This window comes from Bacillus sp. N1(2025) (assembly GCF_053470005.1).
The window spans coordinates 195,712-216,958 of record NZ_JBLTJB010000001.1; the positions used below are offsets into that span (position 1 = coordinate 195,712).

18 protein-coding genes are annotated in these 21,247 nt (G+C 49.8%); 13 read left to right on the forward strand and 5 right to left on the reverse strand.

Features of this window, described 5'->3' with window-relative positions; translation table 11 throughout:
• The first annotated feature begins 1 nt into the window (after position 1).
• The 9 genes from araB to cstA all read left to right on the forward strand — a co-directional run bounded on the left by araB (position 2) and on the right by cstA (position 10,913).
• The gene (araB, locus tag ACNFN4_RS01055) at positions 2-1,687 is read left to right on the forward strand and encodes a ribulokinase (RefSeq protein WP_017418323.1); all 1,686 of its coding nucleotides are present in this window, start codon (positions 2-4) and stop codon (positions 1,685-1,687) included.
• Positions 1,680-2,369 carry an L-ribulose-5-phosphate 4-epimerase gene (araD, locus tag ACNFN4_RS01060; protein ID WP_003152509.1) on the forward strand — a complete coding sequence of 230 codons (690 nt, stop codon included), beginning with the start codon at positions 1,680-1,682 and terminating at the stop codon, positions 2,367-2,369. The genes araB and araD overlap by 8 nt, the downstream gene beginning before the upstream one ends.
• Complete coding sequence (locus ACNFN4_RS01065; RefSeq protein ID WP_370530869.1) at positions 2,347-3,153, forward strand: HAD-IIA family hydrolase; 807 nt, start codon at positions 2,347-2,349, stop codon at positions 3,151-3,153. The genes araD and ACNFN4_RS01065 overlap by 23 nt, the downstream gene beginning before the upstream one ends.
• Positions 3,150-4,334 (forward strand): sn-glycerol-1-phosphate dehydrogenase, encoded by a 1,185-nt coding sequence (locus ACNFN4_RS01070; protein WP_025649711.1) that lies wholly within the window; start codon positions 3,150-3,152, stop codon positions 4,332-4,334. The genes ACNFN4_RS01065 and ACNFN4_RS01070 overlap by 4 nt, the downstream gene beginning before the upstream one ends.
• A gap of 31 nt (positions 4,335-4,365) precedes the next feature.
• On the forward strand, positions 4,366-5,661 hold the full coding sequence (locus tag ACNFN4_RS01075; RefSeq protein WP_029973347.1) for an ABC transporter substrate-binding protein: 1,296 nt from the start codon (positions 4,366-4,368) through the stop codon (positions 5,659-5,661).
• A 41-nt stretch (positions 5,662-5,702) separates the two neighbouring features.
• Positions 5,703-6,644: a carbohydrate ABC transporter permease gene (locus ACNFN4_RS01080; RefSeq protein WP_007408105.1), complete on the forward strand. Its 942-nt coding sequence runs from the start codon at positions 5,703-5,705 to the stop codon at positions 6,642-6,644.
• 18 nt (positions 6,645-6,662) lie between these two features.
• A complete protein-coding gene (locus tag ACNFN4_RS01085) occupies positions 6,663-7,490 on the forward strand; it encodes a carbohydrate ABC transporter permease (protein WP_007612991.1) in 828 nt (275 codons plus the stop codon).
• Between the two features lie 16 nt (positions 7,491-7,506).
• Positions 7,507-9,006: an arabinosylfuranosidase ArfA gene (gene arfA / locus ACNFN4_RS01090; protein ID WP_021494420.1), complete on the forward strand. Its 1,500-nt coding sequence runs from the start codon at positions 7,507-7,509 to the stop codon at positions 9,004-9,006.
• Between the two features lie 110 nt (positions 9,007-9,116).
• On the forward strand, positions 9,117-10,913 hold the full coding sequence (gene cstA / locus ACNFN4_RS01095; RefSeq protein ID WP_448199945.1) for a carbon starvation protein CstA: 1,797 nt from the start codon (positions 9,117-9,119) through the stop codon (positions 10,911-10,913).
• A 70-nt stretch (positions 10,914-10,983) separates the two neighbouring features.
• Here the strand turns inward: cstA and ACNFN4_RS01100 are convergent, their stop codons facing one another.
• The 4 genes from ACNFN4_RS01100 to sspI all read right to left on the reverse strand — a co-directional run bounded on the left by ACNFN4_RS01100 (position 10,984) and on the right by sspI (position 15,183).
• The gene (locus ACNFN4_RS01100; protein WP_103526712.1) at positions 10,984-12,312 is read right to left on the reverse strand and encodes a (Fe-S)-binding protein; all 1,329 of its coding nucleotides are present in this window, start codon (positions 12,310-12,312) and stop codon (positions 10,984-10,986) included.
• Entirely contained in the window at positions 12,309-13,721 is a 1,413-nt protein-coding gene (glcD, locus tag ACNFN4_RS01105) for a glycolate oxidase subunit GlcD (RefSeq protein WP_021494418.1), read from the reverse strand. Before glcD ends, ACNFN4_RS01100 begins: the two co-directional genes overlap by 4 nt.
• Positions 13,722-13,820: 99 nt before the next feature.
• Positions 13,821-14,906, reverse strand: a complete 1,086-nt coding sequence (locus tag ACNFN4_RS01110) for a CdaR family transcriptional regulator (protein ID WP_352426547.1) — start codon at positions 14,904-14,906, stop codon at positions 13,821-13,823.
• Positions 14,907-14,967: 61 nt separating this feature from the next.
• Positions 14,968-15,183: a small acid-soluble spore protein SspI gene (gene sspI / locus ACNFN4_RS01115; RefSeq protein ID WP_003152527.1), complete on the reverse strand. Its 216-nt coding sequence runs from the start codon at positions 15,181-15,183 to the stop codon at positions 14,968-14,970.
• A 119-nt stretch (positions 15,184-15,302) separates the two neighbouring features.
• On the opposite strand from sspI, the gene ACNFN4_RS01120 reads away from it, so the two are divergent.
• The 3 genes from ACNFN4_RS01120 to pheT all read left to right on the forward strand — a co-directional run bounded on the left by ACNFN4_RS01120 (position 15,303) and on the right by pheT (position 19,873).
• Positions 15,303-16,049, forward strand: coding sequence for a TrmH family RNA methyltransferase (locus ACNFN4_RS01120; RefSeq protein ID WP_094031880.1), 747 nt, complete (start codon positions 15,303-15,305; stop codon positions 16,047-16,049).
• Positions 16,050-16,410: 361 nt separating this feature from the next.
• Positions 16,411-17,445: a phenylalanine--tRNA ligase subunit alpha gene (gene pheS, locus ACNFN4_RS01125; protein WP_003152530.1), complete on the forward strand. Its 1,035-nt coding sequence runs from the start codon at positions 16,411-16,413 to the stop codon at positions 17,443-17,445.
• Between the two features lie 13 nt (positions 17,446-17,458).
• Entirely contained in the window at positions 17,459-19,873 is a 2,415-nt protein-coding gene (gene pheT, locus ACNFN4_RS01130) for a phenylalanine--tRNA ligase subunit beta (protein WP_103526713.1), read from the forward strand.
• 36 nt (positions 19,874-19,909) lie between these two features.
• Here pheT and rnhC read toward each other — a convergent pair whose 3' ends face one another.
• Positions 19,910-20,851, reverse strand: coding sequence for a ribonuclease HIII (gene rnhC / locus ACNFN4_RS01135; protein WP_007408113.1), 942 nt, complete (start codon positions 20,849-20,851; stop codon positions 19,910-19,912).
• Positions 20,852-20,984: 133 nt separating this feature from the next.
• Here rnhC and zapA point away from each other — a divergent pair, with 133 nt between their 5' ends.
• Entirely contained in the window at positions 20,985-21,242 is a 258-nt protein-coding gene (zapA, locus tag ACNFN4_RS01140; RefSeq protein WP_007408114.1) for a cell division protein ZapA, read from the forward strand.
• Positions 21,243-21,247: the final 5 nt, after the last annotated feature.

Here is a 21,247-nt window from a genome sequence, read left to right on the forward strand (position 1 = left end):
TATGGCGTATACGATTGGTGTTGATTTCGGCACATTGTCCGGCCGGGCAGTGCTTGTCAATGTCCGCACGGGCGAAGAAATCGCGTCTGCGGTAAAAGAATACACTCATGCCGTCATCGACCGCACGCTGCCGAAGACGGGTGAAAAACTCCCTCGGGACTGGGCGCTTCAGCATCCTGCCGATTATATCGAAGTTCTGGAAACGGCGATTCCGAACCTGCTTAAGCAGGCGGGCGCTGATCCAAAAGACGTGATCGGCATAGGAATTGATTTTACCGCCTGCACGATTTTGCCGATAGACGGCGCGGGGCAGCCGCTTTGTATGCTGCCGGAATTTGAACGGGAGCCCCATAGTTATGTGAAGCTGTGGAAGCATCATGCGGCTCAAAAACATGCAGACCGTTTGAACACGATTGCCGAAGACACAAAAGAAACATTCCTTAAAAGATACGGCGGTAAAATTTCTTCTGAATGGATGATCCCGAAAATCATGCAAATCGCGGAAGAAGCGCCGCATATATACGAGGCGGCAGATCGGATTGTGGAAGCGGCAGACTGGATCGTCTATCAATTGTGCGGTTCATTGAAGCGAAGCAACTGCACGGCCGGCTACAAAGCAATCTGGAATGAGGAGACGGGGTATCCGCCGGATCATTTTTTCGAAAAGCTCAACCCGTTAATGAAAACGATTACAAAGGATAAATTAAGCGGCACCATTTATTCAGTCGGGGAAAAAGCAGGAGGTTTAACCGAAAAAATGGCGGAGCTAACCGGGCTTCTGCCGGGGACGGCCGTTGCCGTCGCCAATGTCGACGCTCATGTGTCAGTGCCCGCGGTCGGTATTACAGAGCCGGGGAAAATGCTGATGATCATGGGAACGTCTACCTGCCATGTGCTGCTCGGCGACGAAGAACATATCGTCCCCGGTATGTGCGGGGTCGTCAATAACGGCATCTTGCCCGGATATGCGGGATATGAAGCGGGGCAGTCCTGTGTCGGCGACCACTTTGAATGGTTCGTCAAAACGTGTGTTCCGAGAGACTATGAGAAGGAAGCTGAGGATAAACACATAGACATTCACGAGCTGCTCAGCAAAAAAGCAGCTGAACTTGTTCCGGGGGAAAGCGGCCTTCTCGCGCTTGACTGGTGGAACGGAAACCGGTCAACCTTGGTGGACGCCGATTTGACGGGCATGATGCTTGGCATGACGCTGCACACGAAGCCGGAAGAAATCTACAGGGCATTGATTGAAGCGACGGCGTTCGGAACGAGGATGATTATCGAAACGTTCCGGGAAAACGGCGTTCCGGTCGAAGAGCTTTACGCAGCCGGAGGAATCGCCGAAAAAAATCCGTTTGTCATGCAGATTTATGCAGACGTCACAAATATGGATATTAAATTATCCGGGTCTCCGCAGGCGCCTGCACTGGGCTCCGCGATTTTCGGAGCACTCGCCGCGGGACGGGAAAACGGGGGATTCTCCAATATTGCTGAAGCATGCGCGCATATGGGGAAATTAAAAGACGGCTTTTATGCCCCGAACCCGGAAAGAGCTGAGATTTATGACAATTTATATGCGGAATATAAAGAGCTCGTACACTACTTCGGCAAAGAAAACAATGTCATGAAACGCCTGAAAGCCATTAAAAACCGTGATTTTGCAAAAGGAGGGAGCCGCCATGCTTGAAGCGTTAAAAGAAGAAGTGCTCGCCGCCAATCTGAAGCTTGAGGAACATAACCTTGTCACGTTTACATGGGGGAATGTCAGCGGCATTGACAGAGAGAGCGGGAGAATCGTCATTAAACCGAGCGGTGTCGATTACAGTGAGCTGACCGCTGACAAACTGGTCGTCCTGAATGAGGACGGAGACATTCTCGAAGGCTCGCTGAAACCGTCTTCTGACACGCCGACCCATCTTTATCTGTATAAAGCGTTTCCGGCTATCGGCGGAATCGTTCATACTCATTCCCGCTGGGCGACGAGCTGGGCACAGTCCGGAAGAGACATACCCGCTCTCGGAACGACTCACGCGGATTACTTTGAAAGCGCTATACCCTGTACGAGGGAAATGTATGAAGAAGAAATTGTGAAAGATTATGAATATCATACAGGCAAAGTCATAGCCGAAACCTTTCAAAACGAACCGTATGAACAAAATCCGGGTGTCCTCGTCCACAGCCACGGCCCGTTCTGCTGGGGAACGGACGCGCTGAATGCCCTGCATAACGCCGTTGTGCTCGAAACGGTAGCGGAAATGGCCTACCATTCGCTTATGCTGAACAAACAGCTCAGTCCGATCGACAGAGTGCTGCATGATAAGCATTTTTACAGAAAACACGGGGCGAATGCTTATTATGGCCAAACTTGACGCAGCCGGGTTTCTGATTGATTTAGACGGAACCGTATTCAGGGGGCGGGAGCTGATTGACGGCGCAAAAGAAGCCGTTCATACCCTTCAGTCACTGGGCAAAGCCGTTGTCTTTTTAAGCAACCGCGGCAATCTATCAAGAGCAATGTGCCGAAAGAAACTGCTGGGTGCCGGTATCCGCACGGATGAACGGAGCATCGTGCTGTCCTCCAGTGTGACGGCATCATTTTTAAAGAAGCATTATCCTTTGTCAAAGGTGTGGGTGTTAGGAGAGAAAGGGCTGACTGATGAACTCGCTTTAGCGGGTGTCGCCTTGGCGCAAAACCCGCAGGCGGCAGACTGGCTTGTCATCTCCCTGCATGAAACCGTCACCTATGAGGATCTGAATCTCGCTTTTAAGGCGGCTTCCTCCGGCGCGCGTATCATCGCCACGAACCGGGACCGCTCCTTTCCGAATGAAGGCGGCCATGCCATGGACGTCGCGGGAATGATCGGGGCCATTGAAGCATCCGCCGGAGCAAAAACGGAGCTTGTCATCGGCAAACCGTCTTGGCTGATGGCTGAGGCGGCATGTGAAGCGCTCGGACTTCCCCCTGAGGAATGCGCCATTATCGGAGACAGCCTCGAATCTGATATCGCAATGGGCAGGCTGTACGGAATGAAAAGCGTATTGGTTCTGACGGGGGCGGCCAAACTTGGGGAGCCCCGTCTATATGAACCTGACATCGTCCTTGATTCTATTAAAGACCTGACAGAATTAGCGAAGGAGGGAATCCTTTTATGAAACGTTCTCCTGAGGACATTCAATCCGAGTTTGACAAGGAAGGGGCCAGCCGCTCACCGATTCAAATAGAAGATATCGTGATCGGGTCGAATGCAAAAGAAGAGCTTCTCACATTTCTGCAAAAAAAATGCTGGAATCATCCGGTCATCGTCTGTGACCGGAACACGTACGAGGCGGCGGGACGTCTGCTTGCGGACGAATTGAGGGCAGGCGGGATCAAAGCGTCAAAAGTCATCATTCCGGAGCATGAAGCCGGGACCGCCGCGGCTGATGAGAGGACATTGGTCTATACGCTGATCAATCTCGCGGAAGAGACGGATGTCATCATTGCGGCCGGTTCAGGAACGATTCACGACATTACACGGTTTGCCGCCTGCCAGCGCGGATTGCCGTTTATCTCATTCCCCACCGCTCCGTCAGTCGACGGTTTTACATCGGCGGGAGCGCCGCTCATATTAAACGGAATCAAAACGACGATTCAAACGAAAGCGCCGATCGCCTTATTTGCGGATACGAATGTATTAAAAGAAGCGCCCCGTTCAATGACAGCCGCGGGCTTCGGAGACATGCTCGGAAAAATAACATCGCTGGCAGATTGGGAGATTTCCAGCAGGCTAGCGGGTGAGCCGTACTCAGAAGCCGGGGCGAAGCTTGTGAAAGACGCGCTTTGGCAGTGCATTGATCACCGCGCTGACATTGCCATGGGAACGGAGGCCGGCATTCAGATACTGATGGAAGCGCTGATCGTTTCGGGTCTTGTCATGCTTGCGCTTGACCACTCCCGCCCCGCCTCAGGAGGAGAACATCACATCTCGCATTGGATTGAGATGGAAATGCTGAAGGCAAAACAGCCTCCGATTCTCCACGGTGCGAAGGTCGGCTGTGCGTGCGCGGTGCTGAGTGATATTTACAAAGAACTGGCTTGTCACGAAAAGCTTGCTGAACTGCCGCCGCACTTTCGCGAGGCGATTCAATCTGCATATGAAGGGCTTCCCGACGGCAAAACAATTGCCGGGTGGCTCACATCTGCGGGGGGTCCCGCCTGTTTTGATGAGATCGGTGTAAAACAGGACCTTGTCAGCGATGCGCTTAAGCATGCGCACACACTGAGAGACCGTTATACCGGTTTAACCATCATAAATGAAAATGCAGCGCTCTTTGCACATCATTTGCATCAATAGCCGCACGGCCTAAAGTGGAAGGGGTAATGACATGAAAAAAACGACCGCTGTATGTTTGGTGCTGATGATGCTCTTCTTGTTTACCGCCGGCTGTTCACAAGAACGGACTGCCGGCCAGCCGGGAGAAACGGAGCTGACGTTTTGGACGTTTAACGGTCTGCACGAACAGTTTTATCAGGAAATGGTCAAAGAATGGAATCAGAAATATCCGGAGCGCAAAATCAAGCTGAATACCGTTGTTTATCCTTATGGACAAATGCATGATAATTTATCGGTTTCGCTGATCGCGGGTGAGGGGCTTCCCGATATAGCCGACGTGGAATTAAGCCGGTTCTCGAACTTTCTGAAGGGGAAGGATATCCCGCTTGCCGATCTGACGCCGCTGATTGAAAAAGACCGCGATAAGTTTGTGGAAGCGCGTCTGGCCTTGTACAGCAAAAACGGAAAATTGTACGGCCTTGATACACATGTGGGGACGACCGTCATGTTTTACAACATGGATATTATGAAAAAAGCGGGCGTTGATCCCGCCTCCATTAAGACATGGGAAGATTACCGGCGGGCAGGGAAAAAAGTGCATGAAGCATCTGGGAAACCGATGGGAACGGTTGAAACAAACGACTCCGCCACATTCCTATCCATGATTTCGCAGCAAGGGTCAGGCTACTACAGCAAAAACGGAAAATTGATTCTGAACAGCAAGACGAATACAGACACACTGAATTACGTAAAGGACATGGTAAATGATAAAACCCTTCTGCCGGCTCCCGGCGGCGGCCATCACAGCGAAGAATACTACGGTTTTATGAATCAGGGCGGGGCAGCCTCAGTGCTGATGCCCATTTGGTACATGGGACGGTTTATCGATTATATGCCTGATTTAAAAGGAAAAATGGCGATTTACCCTATGCCGGCCTGGAAAGAAGGCGGTGACAGATCAGCGGGTTTAGGCGGAACAGCCACCGTCGTGCCGAAGCAGGCTGAACATCTGAAGCTCGCGAAAGAATTTCTCGGTTTTGCGAAAGGTTCGAAGGAAGGGAATATAAAGCTTTGGACGGTGCTCGGCTTTGACCCGCTCCGCTGGGACGTGTGGGATTCAAAAGAATTGAAGGAGAAAAACAAGTACACGGATTTCTTCCGGAACGGTACGTCAATTTTTTCCTCGCTCCTTGAAATAAAAGATGAGATCAATCCGATTTATCTGCATGAAGACTTCTCTAAAGCGGCTGATCTCGTTGTCAGACAAGTGCTGTTCGATGCGCTGAAGACGCAGGAAAAAACACCTAAGGAAGCCTTGGACGAGGCGGCAGAGCAATTAGAGAAATAGGAGAAGCCGTCCTATTTAACAGTGAAAGCGGGGGAGCTTTTATGAGACCTGTAAAGACAGAGACAGCACAAACCGTTTCTGCAGTCCGGAAGAAGCCGCGCCGGCGCAATGTGCTGTATTCAAAAAAAGCGGCGCCTTATCTTTTTACGGCGCCATTTATCATTTCGTTTCTCGTTTTCTTTTTGTATCCGATCATCAGCGTGTTTATCATGAGCTTTCAGCGGATACTGCCGGGAGAAATTACATTTGTCGGGTTTTCCAATTATACCGCTCTTCTTAATCCAACCTTTTATACGGCATTATTTAACACATTGGAATATACCTTCTGGACGCTGATCGTGCTGATTCCGGTGCCGCTTCTTTTGGCGGTGATTCTGAATTCGAAGCTCGTCAGGTTCAGAAATGTGTTTAAATCGGCTCTGTTTGTACCGGCTTTAACATCGACGATCGTAGCGGGGATTATTTTCCGTCTGATGTTCGGAGAAATGAATACGTCGCTTGCAAACGAGCTGATGATGAAGCTTGGCGCATCACCCCAAAACTGGCTCAACAACAAAGGTACCGGCATGTTTTTAATGGTGCTGCTTGCGTCATGGAGGTGGATGGGCATTAACATTCTTTACTTTCTGGCCGGATTGCAAAACGTGCCGAAAGAATTGTATGAAGCGGCTGAAATTGACGGGGCGAGTACGTGGAAAAAGTTCCGGCATATTACCCTTCCATTTTTAAAGCCGGTGTCCGTTTATGTATTAACGATCAGTATTATCGGCGGTTTCAGAATGTTTGAGGAAAGCTATGTGCTTTGGCAGAATAATTCCCCGGGCAATATCGGCCTCACACTTGTCGGTTATTTATATCAGCAGGGGCTTGCATACAACGAAATGGGGTACGGGGCCGCAATCGGAATTGTCCTTTTGCTTGTCATCTTACTAGTCAGCCTTGTTTCACTGAAACTGTCCGGTTCGTTTAAAGGGGAGGGATAAGCGTTGCGTAACAATTACATGTTTTCCGTGTACAGAGTCGCGTTTACCTTGTTTTTTATCATGCTGAGCCTGTTGTATATCTTTCCGATGATCTGTCTATTGCTCGGTTCTTTAAAGCCGTCATCTGAGCTGATGCGCATCGGGCTGAATCTGCGTCTTGATCCGGATGTAATGAGCCTTGATAACTACACCTATTTGTTCAACGGGGGGAGCATTTATTTCAAATGGTTTTTTAACAGCCTGCTGCTCGGCGTTCTCACCACGGTTCTCACGCTGTTTTTTTCCTCTTTGATCGGCTACGGACTCGGTGTCTACGAATTTAAAGGCAGAAATATTATTTTCGTTCTTGTGCTGATCATTATGATGGTGCCTCTTGAAGTGATGATGCTTCCGTTGTTCAAATTGACGGTGGGTCTTCATTTGATCGATTCTTATACGGGAGTGATTCTGCCGTTTATTGTGTCGCCTGTCGCCGTGTTCTTTTTCCGGCAATATGCGCTCGGACTTCCGAAGGATCTGCTTGATTCAGCGAGAATGGACGGCTGCACCGAATTCGGCATTTTTTTCAGAATTATGGCGCCGCTCATGAAACCGGCATTCGGGGCAATGATCATTCTTCAATCTTTAAACAGCTGGAATAACTTTTTATGGCCGCTGATCGTGCTTCGGTCGAAAGAAATGTTTACGCTTCCAATCGGACTTTCAGGGCTGCTGAGTCCGTACGGCAACAACTATGACATGCTGATTTCCGGGTCCGTTTTTGCGATACTGCCGGTGATCATCATATTCTTGTTTTTCCAAAAATACTTCATTTCCGGCCTCACAGTAGGCGGAGTGAAGGGATAGAGAGAGGGAGGAAATAATGAAAAAAGCGGGGATTACAGCAGATAAAGAATATATCATCGGTGAAGTGGACAAACGGATGTACGGATCATTTATAGAACATATGGGCCGGGCGGTGTATGAAGGCATTTATGAGCCCGGACACCCGAAAGCCGACAAGGACGGCTTCAGAACAGACGTGCAGGAGTTAATCAAAGAATTGCAAGTGCCGTTCATCCGCTATCCGGGAGGGAATTTTCTCTCGGGCTACAATTGGGAAGACGGTGTCGGACCGGTGAAGGACCGCCCGCGGAGGCTTGATTTGGCATGGCAGACGACAGAAACGAACGAAGTGGGGACGAATGAATTTTTAACGTGGGCGAAAAAAGTGAACGCCGAAGTGAATATGGCGGTTAATCTCGGGACGAGAGGGATCGATGCCGCCCGGAACCTCGTCGAATACTGCAACCATCCTGAAGGGTCATACTGGAGCGACTTACGAAAATCGCACGGATATGAAAAACCTTACGGCATCAAAACATGGTGCTTAGGAAATGAGATGGACGGCCCTTGGCAGATCGGTCATAAAACGGCGCATGAATACGGACGGCTCGCCGCTGAAACGGCAAAGGTGATGAAATGGACGGACCCGACGATCGAATTGGTGGCTTGCGGAAGCTCAAACAGCGGCATGCCGTCCTTCATCGAGTGGGAGGCCGAGGTGCTTGAGCATACGTACGAGCATGTGGATTACATCTCACTGCATACGTATTACGGCAATCATGAAAATGATCTTGAGAACTATTTGGCGAAGTCGATGGATTTAGACCATTTTATTAAATCCGTCACAGCCGTATGTGATTATATGAAAGCGAAAAAACGCAGCAAAAAAACGATTCACCTTTCTTTAGATGAATGGAATGTGTGGTATCACTCAAATGAAGCGGATAAAAAAGTGGAGCCATGGATTACGGCCCGGCCGATCCTCGAAGACATCTACAATTTTGAAGATGCGCTGTTGATCGGTTCACTGCTGATTACGATGCTGCAGCATGCGGACAGACTGAAGATCGCCTGTCTCGCCCAGCTTGTCAACGTGATTGCGCCTATCATGACTGAAAAGGGCGGAGAAGCATGGAGACAGCCGATCTTTTATCCTTACATGCACGCCTCTGTCTACGGGAGAGGGACTTCAATGAAGCTGCTGATTACCTCCCCGAAATACGACTCAGCGGACTTTACGGATGTGCCGTATGTTGATGCCGCGGCCGTTTACCATGAAGAGGATGAAGCACTGACCATTTTTGCCGTCAACAAAAGCAAGGAACTGATGGAAACGGAGATAAAGCTGAGAGGGTTTGAAGATTACCGCATTATTGAGCATATCGTGCTGGAGCATCAGGATATGAAAGCGACCAATCAAAAAAACAGAAAAGAAGTCATTCCGCACTCCAACGGAACGTCTTCGGCAAATGCTGAAGGGATAACGGCTCATTTTACTCCGCTGTCCTGGAATGTCATCCGTTTATCAGGAAAATAATGTTCCGAAAAGCCGGGCTGCGCTGCCGGCTTTTTTTTACGCAAAAATCATCTCCTGTTATCTGATAATTGTGATAATATTTAGAAAAAGAGAAAAGGGGCTGGGATTAAATGAATGCGATTACAATCGTCATAGCGTCTATATGTATTTTGGCGATCGCCTATCGGCTTTACGGTACCTTTATGATGGTCAAAGTATTAAAAATCAATGATCAGACACCGACTCCGGCCCATGTGCTTGAGGATGGGAAAGATTATGTGCCGACGAATAAGTGGGTGTCATTCGGCCACCACTTCGCGGCAATCGCCGCTGCCGGCCCGCTTGTCGGACCGATTCTGGCAGCTCAGTTCGGCTATCTGCCCGGGCTTTTATGGCTGTTAATCGGGGCGGTGATCGGAGGAGCCGTGCACGATATTGTCGTATTGTTTGCATCAATGCGGAAAAACGGGAAAACGCTTTCTGAAGTCGCCAAAGAAGAGCTCGGCCCGGTGGCGGGTTTTTGCACGGGTCTCTCGATGCTGTTTATCATTACGATCACGATGGCGGGACTGTCCATGGTTGTGCTGCACGCGCTTGAGAAAAACCCGTGGGGAACGTTTGCGGTGGGGATTACGATTCCGATCGCGATGGGGGTCGGCCTCTACTATAAAAAAACGGGCAATCTCAAACTCGCATCAACTGTCGGGTTTCTTTTGTTAATGGCCGGTGTTGTAATCGGGCCGCAGCTGCAGACAACGGCTTTCGGGGACATGCTGACACTGGATGCGAAAACGCTTGCAGTGGCGCTTCCTTTCTATGCGTTTTTCGCCGCGGCGCTTCCGGTTTGGCTTTTGCTGGCTCCTCGTGACTATTTAAGCAGTTTTATGAAAATCGGGGTTTTTGCCGCTTTGATCGCAGGCGTCTTTTTCGTCAATCCCGCCATTAAATTTCCTGCCGTAACGGAGTTTATTCACGGCGGAGGGCCGGTGATCGCGGGTCCTGTCTGGCCGTTTATTTCAATAACGATTGCCTGCGGCGCCATTTCGGGCTTTCATGCATTTGTCGGTTCCGGCACAACGCCGAAAATGCTGGATAAATGGAGTGATATAAAGCCGGTTGCTTTCGGAGCGATGCTTGTGGAATGTCTCGTCGGAATTATGGCGCTCATTGCAGCTGCCGCTCTTGAGCCCGCCGACTATTTTGCTATTAACAGCACGCCTGAAATATTCCGCACCCTCGGGATGAATGTCGTCCATCTGCCTGAATTGAGCAAAGAAATCGGGCTCAGTCTGGAAGGAAGAACGGGCGGCGCCGTTACGCTTGCCGTCGGAATGACGTATATCTTTACGGAGATTCCGTTTTTCAGTCATTTGGCTTCATACTTTTTTCAATTCGTCATTATGTTTGAAGCGGTGTTTATTTTAACGGCGATTGATGCGGGAACCCGTGTCGCCCGGTACTTGATTCAAGAGTTTTTCGGAGAGGTCTATAAGCCGCTGAAAAAAACAGACTGGCTGCCGGGCTCGATTTTCTCAAGCGCGCTCGCCTGCCTGCTGTGGGGCTATCTTCTGTATTCGGGCGACATCAGCTCCATTTGGGCGCTGTTCGGCGTATCCAATCAGCTTATGGCGTCTGTCGGCTTAATTATCGGTGCGACCGTCGTATTAAAAATAGCGGATAAGCGGCGCTATATGCTGACATGCCTGATTCCTCTCGCTTATTTGTACGTGACCGTCAACTATGCGGGTTATTGGATGGTGCGGTATGTGTATTTGAACCCCGAAGCGGCGGGATACAACGTGCTGAATGGCGTTTTATCCATTATCATGCTCATTCTCGGGCTTGTGATTATCATTGCGGCTGTGAAAAAATGGGCGAATGTATGGCGTGATCCGAGTGCCAGACTGGAAGCTTCAATACCCGGATAAATCCGCGGCCGTCCGAACATTGCAGCATCATAAAAAAAGCAGAGAGCCGATCGGTCTCTCTGCTTTCATCTTATGACAAATCCGCCGCTTCCAAAAGGTAATCCGCCAAATGAACCGCGCGGACACGGCCTGTTAATCCTTCGCGTAAAATGCCGAGCTGCATTTGCAGAAGGCATCCGGGATTGGCTGTCACGATGACGGCCGCCTCCGTTTTTCCGGCGGCTTTCATCTTGCTGTCTAATATTTTCATAGACATCTCTGACTCTGTTATATTATAAATTCCCGCCGACCCGCAGCAGCTGTCGGCCTTTTCCATTTCTCTGTACTCAGCCCCTTTAATGCTTTTCAAAAGCGTGCGCGGTTCCTCTGACGTATGCATCACATTGCGGAGGTGGCAGGAGTCCTGATATGTGACGATATGAGGAGACTGTGCCCGCAGGTTTTTTTGATGGAACTTCAGATCAACCAGTACGGATGAAAAGTCTTTGAGCTTCCGGACGAATTGTCCGGCACGTTCCGCCCATCCAGGTTCATCTTTCAGTAAATGCGGATATTCCTGAAGAAAGGCGCCGCATCCGCCGGCGTTTGTAATGATATAATCAGCATCAAGCGCTTCAAAAGCCGCGATATTCCGCTTGGCCAGTTCTTTTCCCATCTCTTTTTCTCCGCTGTGCCCGTGAAGCGCGCCGCAGCACGCCTGGCCGTCCGGAACCGCGATTTCACACCCGGCCGCCTGTAAAAGCGCCGTTGTCGCATGATTTGTCGCTAAAAACATCGTATCCATTAAGCAGCCCGAGAAAAAAGCGGCCCGTTTTTGGACGGGACCCGCGGCAGGAAGAAAACGCGGCCTTTCCTTCATGTCTTTCCGTTTCGGGGCGGGCGGGAGCACTTGTTCCATTGTGCGCAGATGTTCAGGCAAAACGCGAAGCATACCGGTTTTTCTGACGGCGGTCTGCAGTCCCGATCTTTGGTATATTCCGAGAAGATTCACGGCTGTCTGCATGCGGTTTTGGTGAGGGAAAAGCCCGGTGAAGGCGGCTTTCCGCAAGAGGCGCACGCCCGGCTTATGTTTTTTATTTTGATGAATGATATCCCTCGCTTCTTCAAGCAGCTGTCCGTAATTGACCCCTGCCGGACAAACGGGCTCGCATGCCCGGCATCCGAGACACAGCGAAAGTGAGCGCTCGACATCTTCATCCGGCTCGATCAGTCCGTCAGTGACGGCTTTCATCAGGGCGATCCGGCCGCGCGGTGAATGGGATTCTTGAAATCCCGATTCGATATAGGTCGGACAGGAAGGAAGGCAGAAGCCGCAGCGCATACAGTTCAGCAATTCACCTTCATCCATGCGGTTTTTGAATTCTGTTTGAATTTGTTTCTGCTCTTTAGCCGTGGTCATTTCATCACCACCACGCGTTTCCTTGATGAATTGGCGAATATTTTTCCCGGATTCAGCAGATTTTGGGGATCAAGCGCTTGTTTGATCGCTTTCATGGCGGTGATGCCTTCTGTTTTCAGTTTCATTTCTAAATACGGCGCTTTTACGATGCCGACCCCGTGTTCACCCGTTATCGTCCCGCCCAGCTCAATCGCTTTTTCAAAAATGGCGGCAAAAGCTTTTTCGACACGTTCCATCTCCTCTGTATTCCGGATATCGGTGGTGCACGTCGGATGGAGGTTGCCGTCTCCGGCATGGCCGAATGTGCAGATGGACAGGCCGTATGTTTCTGCAATCTCGTTAATGGCTTTGACCATGCTGGCAATTTGTGATCTCGGCACGGTCGCATCTTCCAGAATCGTTGTCGGTTTCAGCCGGGCAAGGGCTGATAATGCGGACCGTCTGGCCTCTGTAAGCGCGAATGCCTCTTCCTCGGTTTCAGCCGTTTGGACGGATACGGCTGCTCCGTTTTTACAGATGGCTTCGATTTTTTCCATATCTCGTCTGACCGTTTCGATGTCACCGTCCTGTTCGATCAGCAGCACCGCTTTTGCGTCGGTCGGAAGCCCGATCTTGGCGTAATCTTCAATGACCTGCAGTGTCGGCTGATCCAGAAATTCGAGTGTCGCCGGAATGATTTTTTCAGCGATGATGGCAGAAACCGATTCCGCAGCCGCTTCAATATGTTCATAGAGTGCAAGCAGCGTTTTTTTCGTTTCCGGCTTCGGAACCAGCTTTAAAGTCGCTTCCGTCACAACGCCGAGCGTCCCTTCTGATCCGACGAAAAGCCGGGTCAGATCATAACCGGCGACATCCTTTGTCAGCTTTCCTCCTGTGCGGATGATATCGCCTGAAGCCAAGACGGCTTCAAGGCCGAGGACATAATCCCGGGTGACGCCGTACTTCAAACCGCGCAGCCCGCCGGAATTTTCATTAATATTCCCGCCGATCGTCGATATTTTCATGCTGCTCGGATCAGGCGGATAAAATAAACCTTTTTGTTCAACCGCACGGATCATATCTTGCGTGATTACGCCCGGCTGGACGGTTGCCGTCAAATTTTCTTCATCGATTTCTAGAATGCGGTTCATATGTTTGAATAAAAGCACAAGCCCGCCTTCAGACGGACATGTGCCGCCGCATAAGTTTGTGCCTGAACCCCTCGGCACGATCGGAATGTCATGCCTGCTGCAAATCGTTAGTATACGCGACACGTCATCCGCGCTGCGGGGGGCGATTACCGCATCCGGCATGGCTTGCAGCTGAGGAGCCGCATCATAAGAATACACAAGACGGCCCGCCGCCGAATCATCATAATTCTCCTTCCCGACCGTCCGGATGAACGCTTCTTTTGCCTCTCGTGAAATCATGTTCTCCCAACCTCCCTGATAAGAAAAGCGTTTTCATTTAATTGTAAAGAAAAACGATTCCGCACACTATGGAGAAACATATGAAAAATGATGATATGATTACGTGCTTTTTGTATGTTGATCTAAAAAGCGCAGCGCCAAATAAAAAGCCGTTATGTCTTCGGGGCGGTCAAGTTTCATATTTGTCAGTGATTCCAGTTTGGAAAGACGGTAGCGCAATGTGTTGATATGAATATGCATGTCGTCGGCGGTGCGCTTTAACGATAATTGCCGGTCGAAAAAGGCGCGCAGCGTATCCAGAAGTTCTTCCCGGCCGAGTACATGCTCGAGAACCCGCCGTGAAAATTCCGACCTCGTGCGGGGTGTGATATCGGCAAGACACATATCCAGTTTTAAATCTTCTTCAAAGACGGCCTGCTTGTCACCGATTCCGGCTGAAAGTGCTTTATCTGCCTGTTCGTATGATTCCGTGAGGCGCTCTCCCGGAACGATCCGTCCGATGCCGGCGGTGACAGGCTGCCCAAAAACGGCGCCGATCTTTTTAATGAGCTGTGTTTTGGAACCCGAATTTGCTTCATGATTAATGAGAATGCGTTCATTTCCCCAGCGGACAAACAGGTCTTCAGGGCATTCGTACTGCCAGAGCCGCCCGAGCTCCTCCGCTTTATATTGCTCATAACGGCCTTGAATGAGTATGATCCGGCGGTATGCGTGAAGGTCTGCGCCGATGAGCTTTGCTTTTTCTAAAAAGCCCGGAGACCATTCTTTCAGCTGCAGCCAATCAACCATAAAGGATTCAAGCATTCTCGCTCGCCACTGCGCTTCTTCCATATGGCGCGTTTCTTTAATAAACAGCTCCGTCATTTTTCTGAGCAATTCTCCGAAAGGCAGGATATCGTCAGGGTCTCCTGTCAGGCCGAATACTCCGATCACTTCATGGCCTGAAAAAACGGGGAGGTTCAGTCCTGCTTTTACGCCCTCGAGCCGTTTTTCATCTTCTTTCGTAATGATGACATTCCGTTTTTCGCGCGCGCAGATCAGTGCGCCTTCATGAAACCATCCGGCGCGCGCCTCGTTGGTGCCCGCGATGATCATCCCTTTTGTATCGGCAATAATCACTTCGCGGCTGTACATATGTTTGACTTCGGCAATCAATTTCTTTGCCAGTTCCGGCTGTAACTGCATGGCGATCCCCCTCGCCATTATTATACAAAAAAAACCGGGTGTCCCATCACCCGGTTCATGCTTATTGCGCAGGTTTTAATCCGCCTTCAAGTGTTTTGAGCATTTCATTTTTTTCTGAGTCCGACGCATGCTGCCAAAGAACTTCGAATAAGACGCCGAGGCCCGGAAGCATTTTTTCTTCACCGCTTTGGATGGCGTCAACGATCGTATGCTCCAGCTGATCCTGGTTATTGCCGGTTACATTGGCAATAACGGCGTTGCGTAAATTAAGATCCATTACAACCGCTCCTTTTTCTGAATGTGATACGCATATTCTTACCGCGCACGCGGTTTATTATGTGCTGTTCTTAAGATATAATAACAACATGCATGAAAAAAGGAGAGCACAGACATAAAGTGAAACGAATCGACTCTGCAAAAAACCAAAAAGTGAAGGACTGGAAAAAACTTCACACAAAAAAAGAGAGACTTAAAACGAATACATTTCTGATAGAAGGAGAGCATCTGGCAGAAGAAGCGCTCAAATCAAAGGGAACGGTAAAAGAAATTCTCGTAAACGATGAGAGCGCCATCCCGGCCGATCTGGACATGAGCATTCCGTGCTACGTGCTGAGCGAAGACGCGTTTTCAGCCGTGACGGAAACAGAAACGCCGCAGCGGATCGCCGCGGTCTGCCATATGCCGGATAAGCAGCCTGATCAGCTGAAGCGGCTGCTTCTGATTGATGCCGTGCAGGACCCGGGGAATTTAGGAACAATGATCAGAACGGCAGATGCGGCGGGAATCGACGCCGTTGTCCTTGGTGAGGGAACAGCAGACCCGTACAATGGAAAAACGCTGCGTTCAGCACAAGGTTCTCATTTTCATATTCCCATTTTGAAACGTCCGCTTGATGAGTTTACCGTTGAGCTGAAATCACAAGGCGTCGCGATCTACGGCACGGCGCTTGAAAACGGTGCGGCTTATCAAAGTGTGAAGCCTGAAGAATCGTTCGCGTTAATCGTCGGGAACGAGGGGGCGGGAGTGGACGCCGGCCTTCTGCAAAAAACGGATCTCAACCTGTACGTTCCGCTGTACGGGCAGGCGGAATCGCTGAATGTGGCGGTAGCGGCCGCCATCCTCGTTTATCATCTCAGAGGATAGGTTGCGAAAAGCCTTGGATTTCACTATAATAGATAGCAATAATGTAAAAACCGTGACAGAGGACGTCAATTTTTGCACACACTGCCTTCCAGGGAGAAAATGCCGCTGACTGAAAGCATTTTTATCGCAGCACAAAAATTGATTTTCACCTCTCGAGTTGTCACCGGGACCGCGCCAAACGCGCGTAAAGGTGAACCGGAACGATCGTTTCCGTTATGTCAATGAAGCTGTCGGCAGATGAAGTCTGCCTTAAAAAGGGTGGTACCGCGGCCACAACTCGTCCCTTCTCTCAAGGGGCGGGTTTTTTTGTTTTCTGAAAAAGGCATAGAACGGTTTGGTTTACATAAAAGGAGGATGCATGATGGAAGAGAAGCTTAAACAGCTCGAACTGGAAGCTGCAGAAAAAGTAGAAGCGGCGGGTTCATTAAAAGAAGTTAACGACATTCGGGTGCAATATCTCGGAAAAAAAGGGCCGATTACAGAAGTTCTCCGCGGCATGGGCAAACTGTCCGCCGAAGAGCGCCCGAAAATGGGAGCGCTCGCCAATGAAGTGAGAGAGCGCATTGCAGCAGCCATTACGGCGAAAAATGAACAGCTTGAACAAGAAGAGATGAATAAAAAACTCAGCAGCCAGACGATTGACGTCACATTGCCGGGCAGTCAGGTAAACATCGGCGGACGCCATCCGCTGACGGTCGTTATTGAAGAAATTGAAGATTTATTTATCGGAATGGGATATACCGTCGAAGAAGGCCCTGAAGTGGAAACGGATTATTACAACTTTGAGGCGCTGAACCTGCCGAAGGAACATCCGGCCCGCGACATGCAGGACAGCTTTTACATTACAGAAGAAATGCTGATGAGAACGCAGACGTCACCGGTGCAGACGCGCACGATGGAAAAGCATAAAGGAAAAGGCCCCGTCAAAATCATTTGTCCCGGTAAAGTGTATCGCCGCGACAACGATGACGCGACACATTCCCATCAGTTCATGCAGATTGAGGGTCTCGTCGTCGACCGCAAAATCAGCATGAGCGACCTGAAAGGCACGCTTGAATTGGTCGCCAAAAAAATGTTCGGCCAAGATCGTGAAATCAGGCTCCGTCCGAGCTTTTTCCCATTCACAGAGCCTTCTGTCGAGGTGGATGTGACCTGCTTTAAGTGCGGCGGACAAGGCTGCTCCGTCTGCAAAAAAACAGGCTGGATCGAAATTCTCGGCGCCGGCATGGTTCACCCGAACGTGCTGAAGATGGCCGGATTCAATCCTGAGGAATACCAGGGTTTTGCTTTCGGAATGGGTGTGGAACGTATCGCGATGCTGAAATACGGCATTGAAGATATCCGCCATTTCTATACCAATGATGTCAGATTCATTTCGCAGTTTAAACAGGCGTAAGAGGAGGATACACATGTTTGTTTCTTATAAATGGTTAGAAGATTACGTTGACTTGCAGGGAATCGACCCGGCCGTGCTTGCAGAAAAAATTACGAGAGCCGGTATTGAAGTTGAGGGTATCGAGTATAAAGGGGAGGGCGTAAAAGGCGTTGTCATCGGACACGTGCTTGAGCGCGAACAGCACCCGAATGCCGACAAACTCAACAAATGCCTTGTTGATATCGGTGCGGAGGAACCCGTGCAGATTATCTGCGGCGCCCCGAATGTTGATAAAGGACAGAAGGTTGCCGTTGCAACGGTCGGAGCCGTGCTTCCCGGCAATTTCAAAATTAAAAAAGCCAAGCTGCGCGGCGAAGCGTCTCACGGCATGATCTGTTCCCTTCAGGAGCTCGGCATTGAAAGCAAGCTCGTGGCGAAAGAATATGCGGAAGGCATTTTCGTTTTTCCGAATGATGCTGAAACGGGAGCTGACGCAATGGCGGCCCTTCAGCTTGATGATGCGATTTTAGAATTGGGCTTAACGCCGAACCGCGCCGACGCGATGAACATGCTTGGCGTGGCTTATGAAGTTGCGGCTATCCTCGGCGCAGAGGTAAAACTTCCGGAGGCTTCATATGAAAAAGCGGCAGAAAAAGCGGCGGATGCTGTTTCCGTTAAGGTTGAAGATACGCAGGCCAATCCGCATTATGCCGCAAAAATCATTAAAAACGTCAAAATCGGCCCGTCACCGCTTTGGATGCAGACGAAGCTGATGAATGCAGGCATCCGCCCGCATAATAACGTCGTGGACATTACAAACTTCGTCCTCCTTGAGTACGGACAGCCGCTTCACGCTTTCGATTACGACCGGTTCGGTTCAAAAGAGGTCGTCGTCAGAAAAGCGGCGGAAAATGAAACCATCGTGACGCTGGATGAACAAGAGCGCAAGCTGTCAAGCAGCCATTTGGTCATCACAAACGGAAAAAAAGCGCAAGCCGTTGCGGGAGTCATGGGCGGAGCTGAGTCTGAAGTCCGTGAAGACACCACTGCGATTTTACTGGAAGCCGCTTATTTCGACGGACAGACCGTCCGCAAAGCGTCGAGAGACCTCGGGCTGAGAAGCGAAGCGAGCGCCAGATATGAAAAAGGCATTGATCCGGCACGTGTTCTGCTGGCGGCTGAACGGGCCTGCAGTCTCATTCAGGCATATGCCGGCGGAGAAGTGCTCTCAGGCACGGTTGAAGAAAACCATCTGACAATCGAAGCAAACAATATTCACGTGTCTGTTGAAAAAGTGAACGCCGTGCTCGGCATGACAATCGCTAAAGAAGAAATCATCAGCATTTACAAGCGCCTCGGGTTTGCAGTCGGTGAAGCTGAAGGCGTTCTCGTCGTAACGGTGCCGTCGCGCCGCGGAGATATTAGAATAGAAGAAGACCTGATTGAAGAAGCGGCGAGATTGTACGGGTATGACAATATTCCGTCCACGCTTCCGGAAACGGCCGGCACGACAGGCGGCTTGACACCGTATCAGGCAAAACGCCGGAAAGTGAGACGTTTCCTTGAAGGAGCGGGTCTTTCACAAGCGACCACTTATTCATTAACGAATGATAAAAAAGCGGCCGCTTTTGCGATCGAAAAATCATTCAACACGATGCTTGCTCTGCCGATGAGCGAAGAAAGAAGCATTCTCAGACACAGCCTTGTGCCGAATCTTCTTGAAGCCGTTTCATACAATCTGGCCAGACAGACTGATTCCGTTGCTTTATATGAAACGGGTTCTGTATTTCTGACGAAAGAAGAAAACACAAAACCGGTTGAAAAAGAACGGGTTGCCGGAGCTGTAACCGGATTGTGGCGCAAAAATTTATGGCAGGGTGAGAAAAAGCCGGTTGATTTCTTCGTCGCCAAAGGAATCGTTGAAGGCCTGCTGCATCAATTGAATGTGTCAGACCGGGTTGAATTTGTCCAGTCAGAACGCAAAAACATGCATCCCGGCCGGACGGCAAACATTCTATTGAACGGTTCGCTTGCCGGATTTATCGGCCAGGTGCATCCGGCAATGGAAAAAGAGCTGGATATCAAAGAAACGTATGTGTTCGAGCTTGATCTGCACGCGCTTCTGACCGAGGAAACAGAACCTGTCGTGTATACGCCGATTCCGAAGTACCCGTCCGTCACGCGCGACATTGCGCTTGTGGCAGATAAAACCGTTACAAGCGGACAGCTCGAAGCCGTGATCAAAGAAGCCGGCGGCGCGCTGCTGAAAGAAGTCACCGTATTTGATGTGTACGAAGGTGAGCATATGGAAGAAGGCAAAAAATCCGTCGCCTTCTCGCTCCAATATGTTAACCCTGAACAAACATTGACAGAAGAAGAAGTGACAAAAGTACATGAAAACGTGCTGAAAGCGCTGGAAGAAACGTATCAGGCCGTATTAAGAGGATAAAGAAAAAGCTTGCAGATCACTCTGCAAGCTTTTTTATTATGACCGCTTCCGTTCAACAAGGCGTTTCGCTTTTTGCGTATTGGCAAAATGAAGTTTGGTGAACGTTCTGAGCGCACCTTCTCCCTTATTGATGATCAGCTTGGCGGCAGCTTCATCGACGTGCGGCCCCGCGCCTTTTGGAATCGTCATCCCAGCCTCACGGGAAAGCTTATCCATTTCAATTAAGAAAGAATATCGCGCAATGATAGAGGCTGCGGCGACGGAAAGATGTATGCTTTCCGCTTTCGTGCTGAAAAACGTTTTTTCTTTTACGATATCCCGTCCGGAAAGATGCTTAAAATAAATGCCGGGCTCTGCGAATTGGTCAATCAGAATCGCTTCCGGTTTAACGCCGTTCATTTTTCTCAGCAGATTGGAAATCGCCTGATTATGAAGGAGCGCCTTCATTTTTCCTTGGCTCATGCCTTTTTCCTGCATCTGATTGTATTTTTCGTTTTTTAACACAAGCAGGCTGTAAGGAATGGTTTTAATTAACAGTTTGGCGATTTCAATAATCTGCGGATCTTTTAAATCCTTCGAATCCTTCACACCGAGTTCTTTCATTAAAGAGAGCTTTGATTTGTCGGCGTAGGCGCAAGCAACTGTTATCGGTCCGAAGTAATCGCCTGTTCCGACTTCATCAGAGCCGATCACTGACATGGAGGCAATGCCCGCCGGGGGAGCGTAGAGCGGGTCGGCCGCTTTTTTGACGGTTTTCTTTGCTTTCGGCGCCTCAGCCGTTCCCCAGCGGGCCGCTTCTGTGCCGGCGTTTTTTCCTTGAAAGAGAACCTTGCCCGAGCGGTAGGCTGTAATGGTACAGCCCGGAGGCTTAGCCTGGAAGACGGCGCCCTGCGGAACGGCGGGAGTAAGGGAGCCGGCATAGGATTGTTTCATTTGTTCCATAGCGGAAGCGGATACTTTTATAACAGAATGGGACACGATATAATCTCCTTTTTTGGCACTTTTCACTGTATATACCAGTGTATCATAACAGCCCGAGGCTCGTCTTTCCATTCAAACGATAATCGTGGTATGATAGGAACTAGGATTCTCGCGGAATGGAGGAGAAACGTTGTCTGACGGCAAAAAAACCAAAACGACAGTAAACATTTACGGCCAGCACTTCACCATTATCGGGGAAGAAAGCAAAGCGCACATGCGTCATGTGGCCGGAGTGGTTGATGATAAAATGAGAGAAATCAACGAGAAAAATCCATATCTTGATATAAATAAGCTCGCTGTATTGACTGCGGTCAATGTTGTGCATGATTATATGAAACTGCAAGAAAAATATGAAATACTGGAGCGGCAGCTTAAAGAAAAGGAATGAACACC

Coding starts and splice junctions, on each gene's coding strand:
- pheT (WP_103526713.1), top strand. CDS start 17,459: ATGTTTGTTTCTTATAAATGGTTAGAAGATTACGTTGACTTGCAGGGA.
- ACNFN4_RS01110 (WP_352426547.1), bottom strand. CDS start 14,906: ATGCAGTTACAGCCGGAACTGGCAAAGAAATTGATTGCCGAAGTCAAA.
- ACNFN4_RS01100 (WP_103526712.1), bottom strand. CDS start 12,312: ATGACCACGGCTAAAGAGCAGAAACAAATTCAAACAGAATTCAAAAAC.
- araB (WP_017418323.1), top strand. CDS start 2: ATGGCGTATACGATTGGTGTTGATTTCGGCACATTGTCCGGCCGGGCA.
- araD (WP_003152509.1), top strand. CDS start 1,680: ATGCTTGAAGCGTTAAAAGAAGAAGTGCTCGCCGCCAATCTGAAGCTT.
- cstA (WP_448199945.1), top strand. CDS start 9,117: ATGAATGCGATTACAATCGTCATAGCGTCTATATGTATTTTGGCGATC.
- ACNFN4_RS01065 (WP_370530869.1), top strand. CDS start 2,347: ATGCTTATTATGGCCAAACTTGACGCAGCCGGGTTTCTGATTGATTTA.
- pheS (WP_003152530.1), top strand. CDS start 16,411: ATGGAAGAGAAGCTTAAACAGCTCGAACTGGAAGCTGCAGAAAAAGTA.
- ACNFN4_RS01070 (WP_025649711.1), top strand. CDS start 3,150: ATGAAACGTTCTCCTGAGGACATTCAATCCGAGTTTGACAAGGAAGGG.
- ACNFN4_RS01075 (WP_029973347.1), top strand. CDS start 4,366: ATGAAAAAAACGACCGCTGTATGTTTGGTGCTGATGATGCTCTTCTTG.
- arfA (WP_021494420.1), top strand. CDS start 7,507: ATGAAAAAAGCGGGGATTACAGCAGATAAAGAATATATCATCGGTGAA.
- ACNFN4_RS01080 (WP_007408105.1), top strand. CDS start 5,703: ATGAGACCTGTAAAGACAGAGACAGCACAAACCGTTTCTGCAGTCCGG.
- glcD (WP_021494418.1), bottom strand. CDS start 13,721: ATGATTTCACGAGAGGCAAAAGAAGCGTTCATCCGGACGGTCGGGAAG.
- ACNFN4_RS01085 (WP_007612991.1), top strand. CDS start 6,663: ATGTTTTCCGTGTACAGAGTCGCGTTTACCTTGTTTTTTATCATGCTG.
- sspI (WP_003152527.1), bottom strand. CDS start 15,183: ATGGATCTTAATTTACGCAACGCCGTTATTGCCAATGTAACCGGCAAT.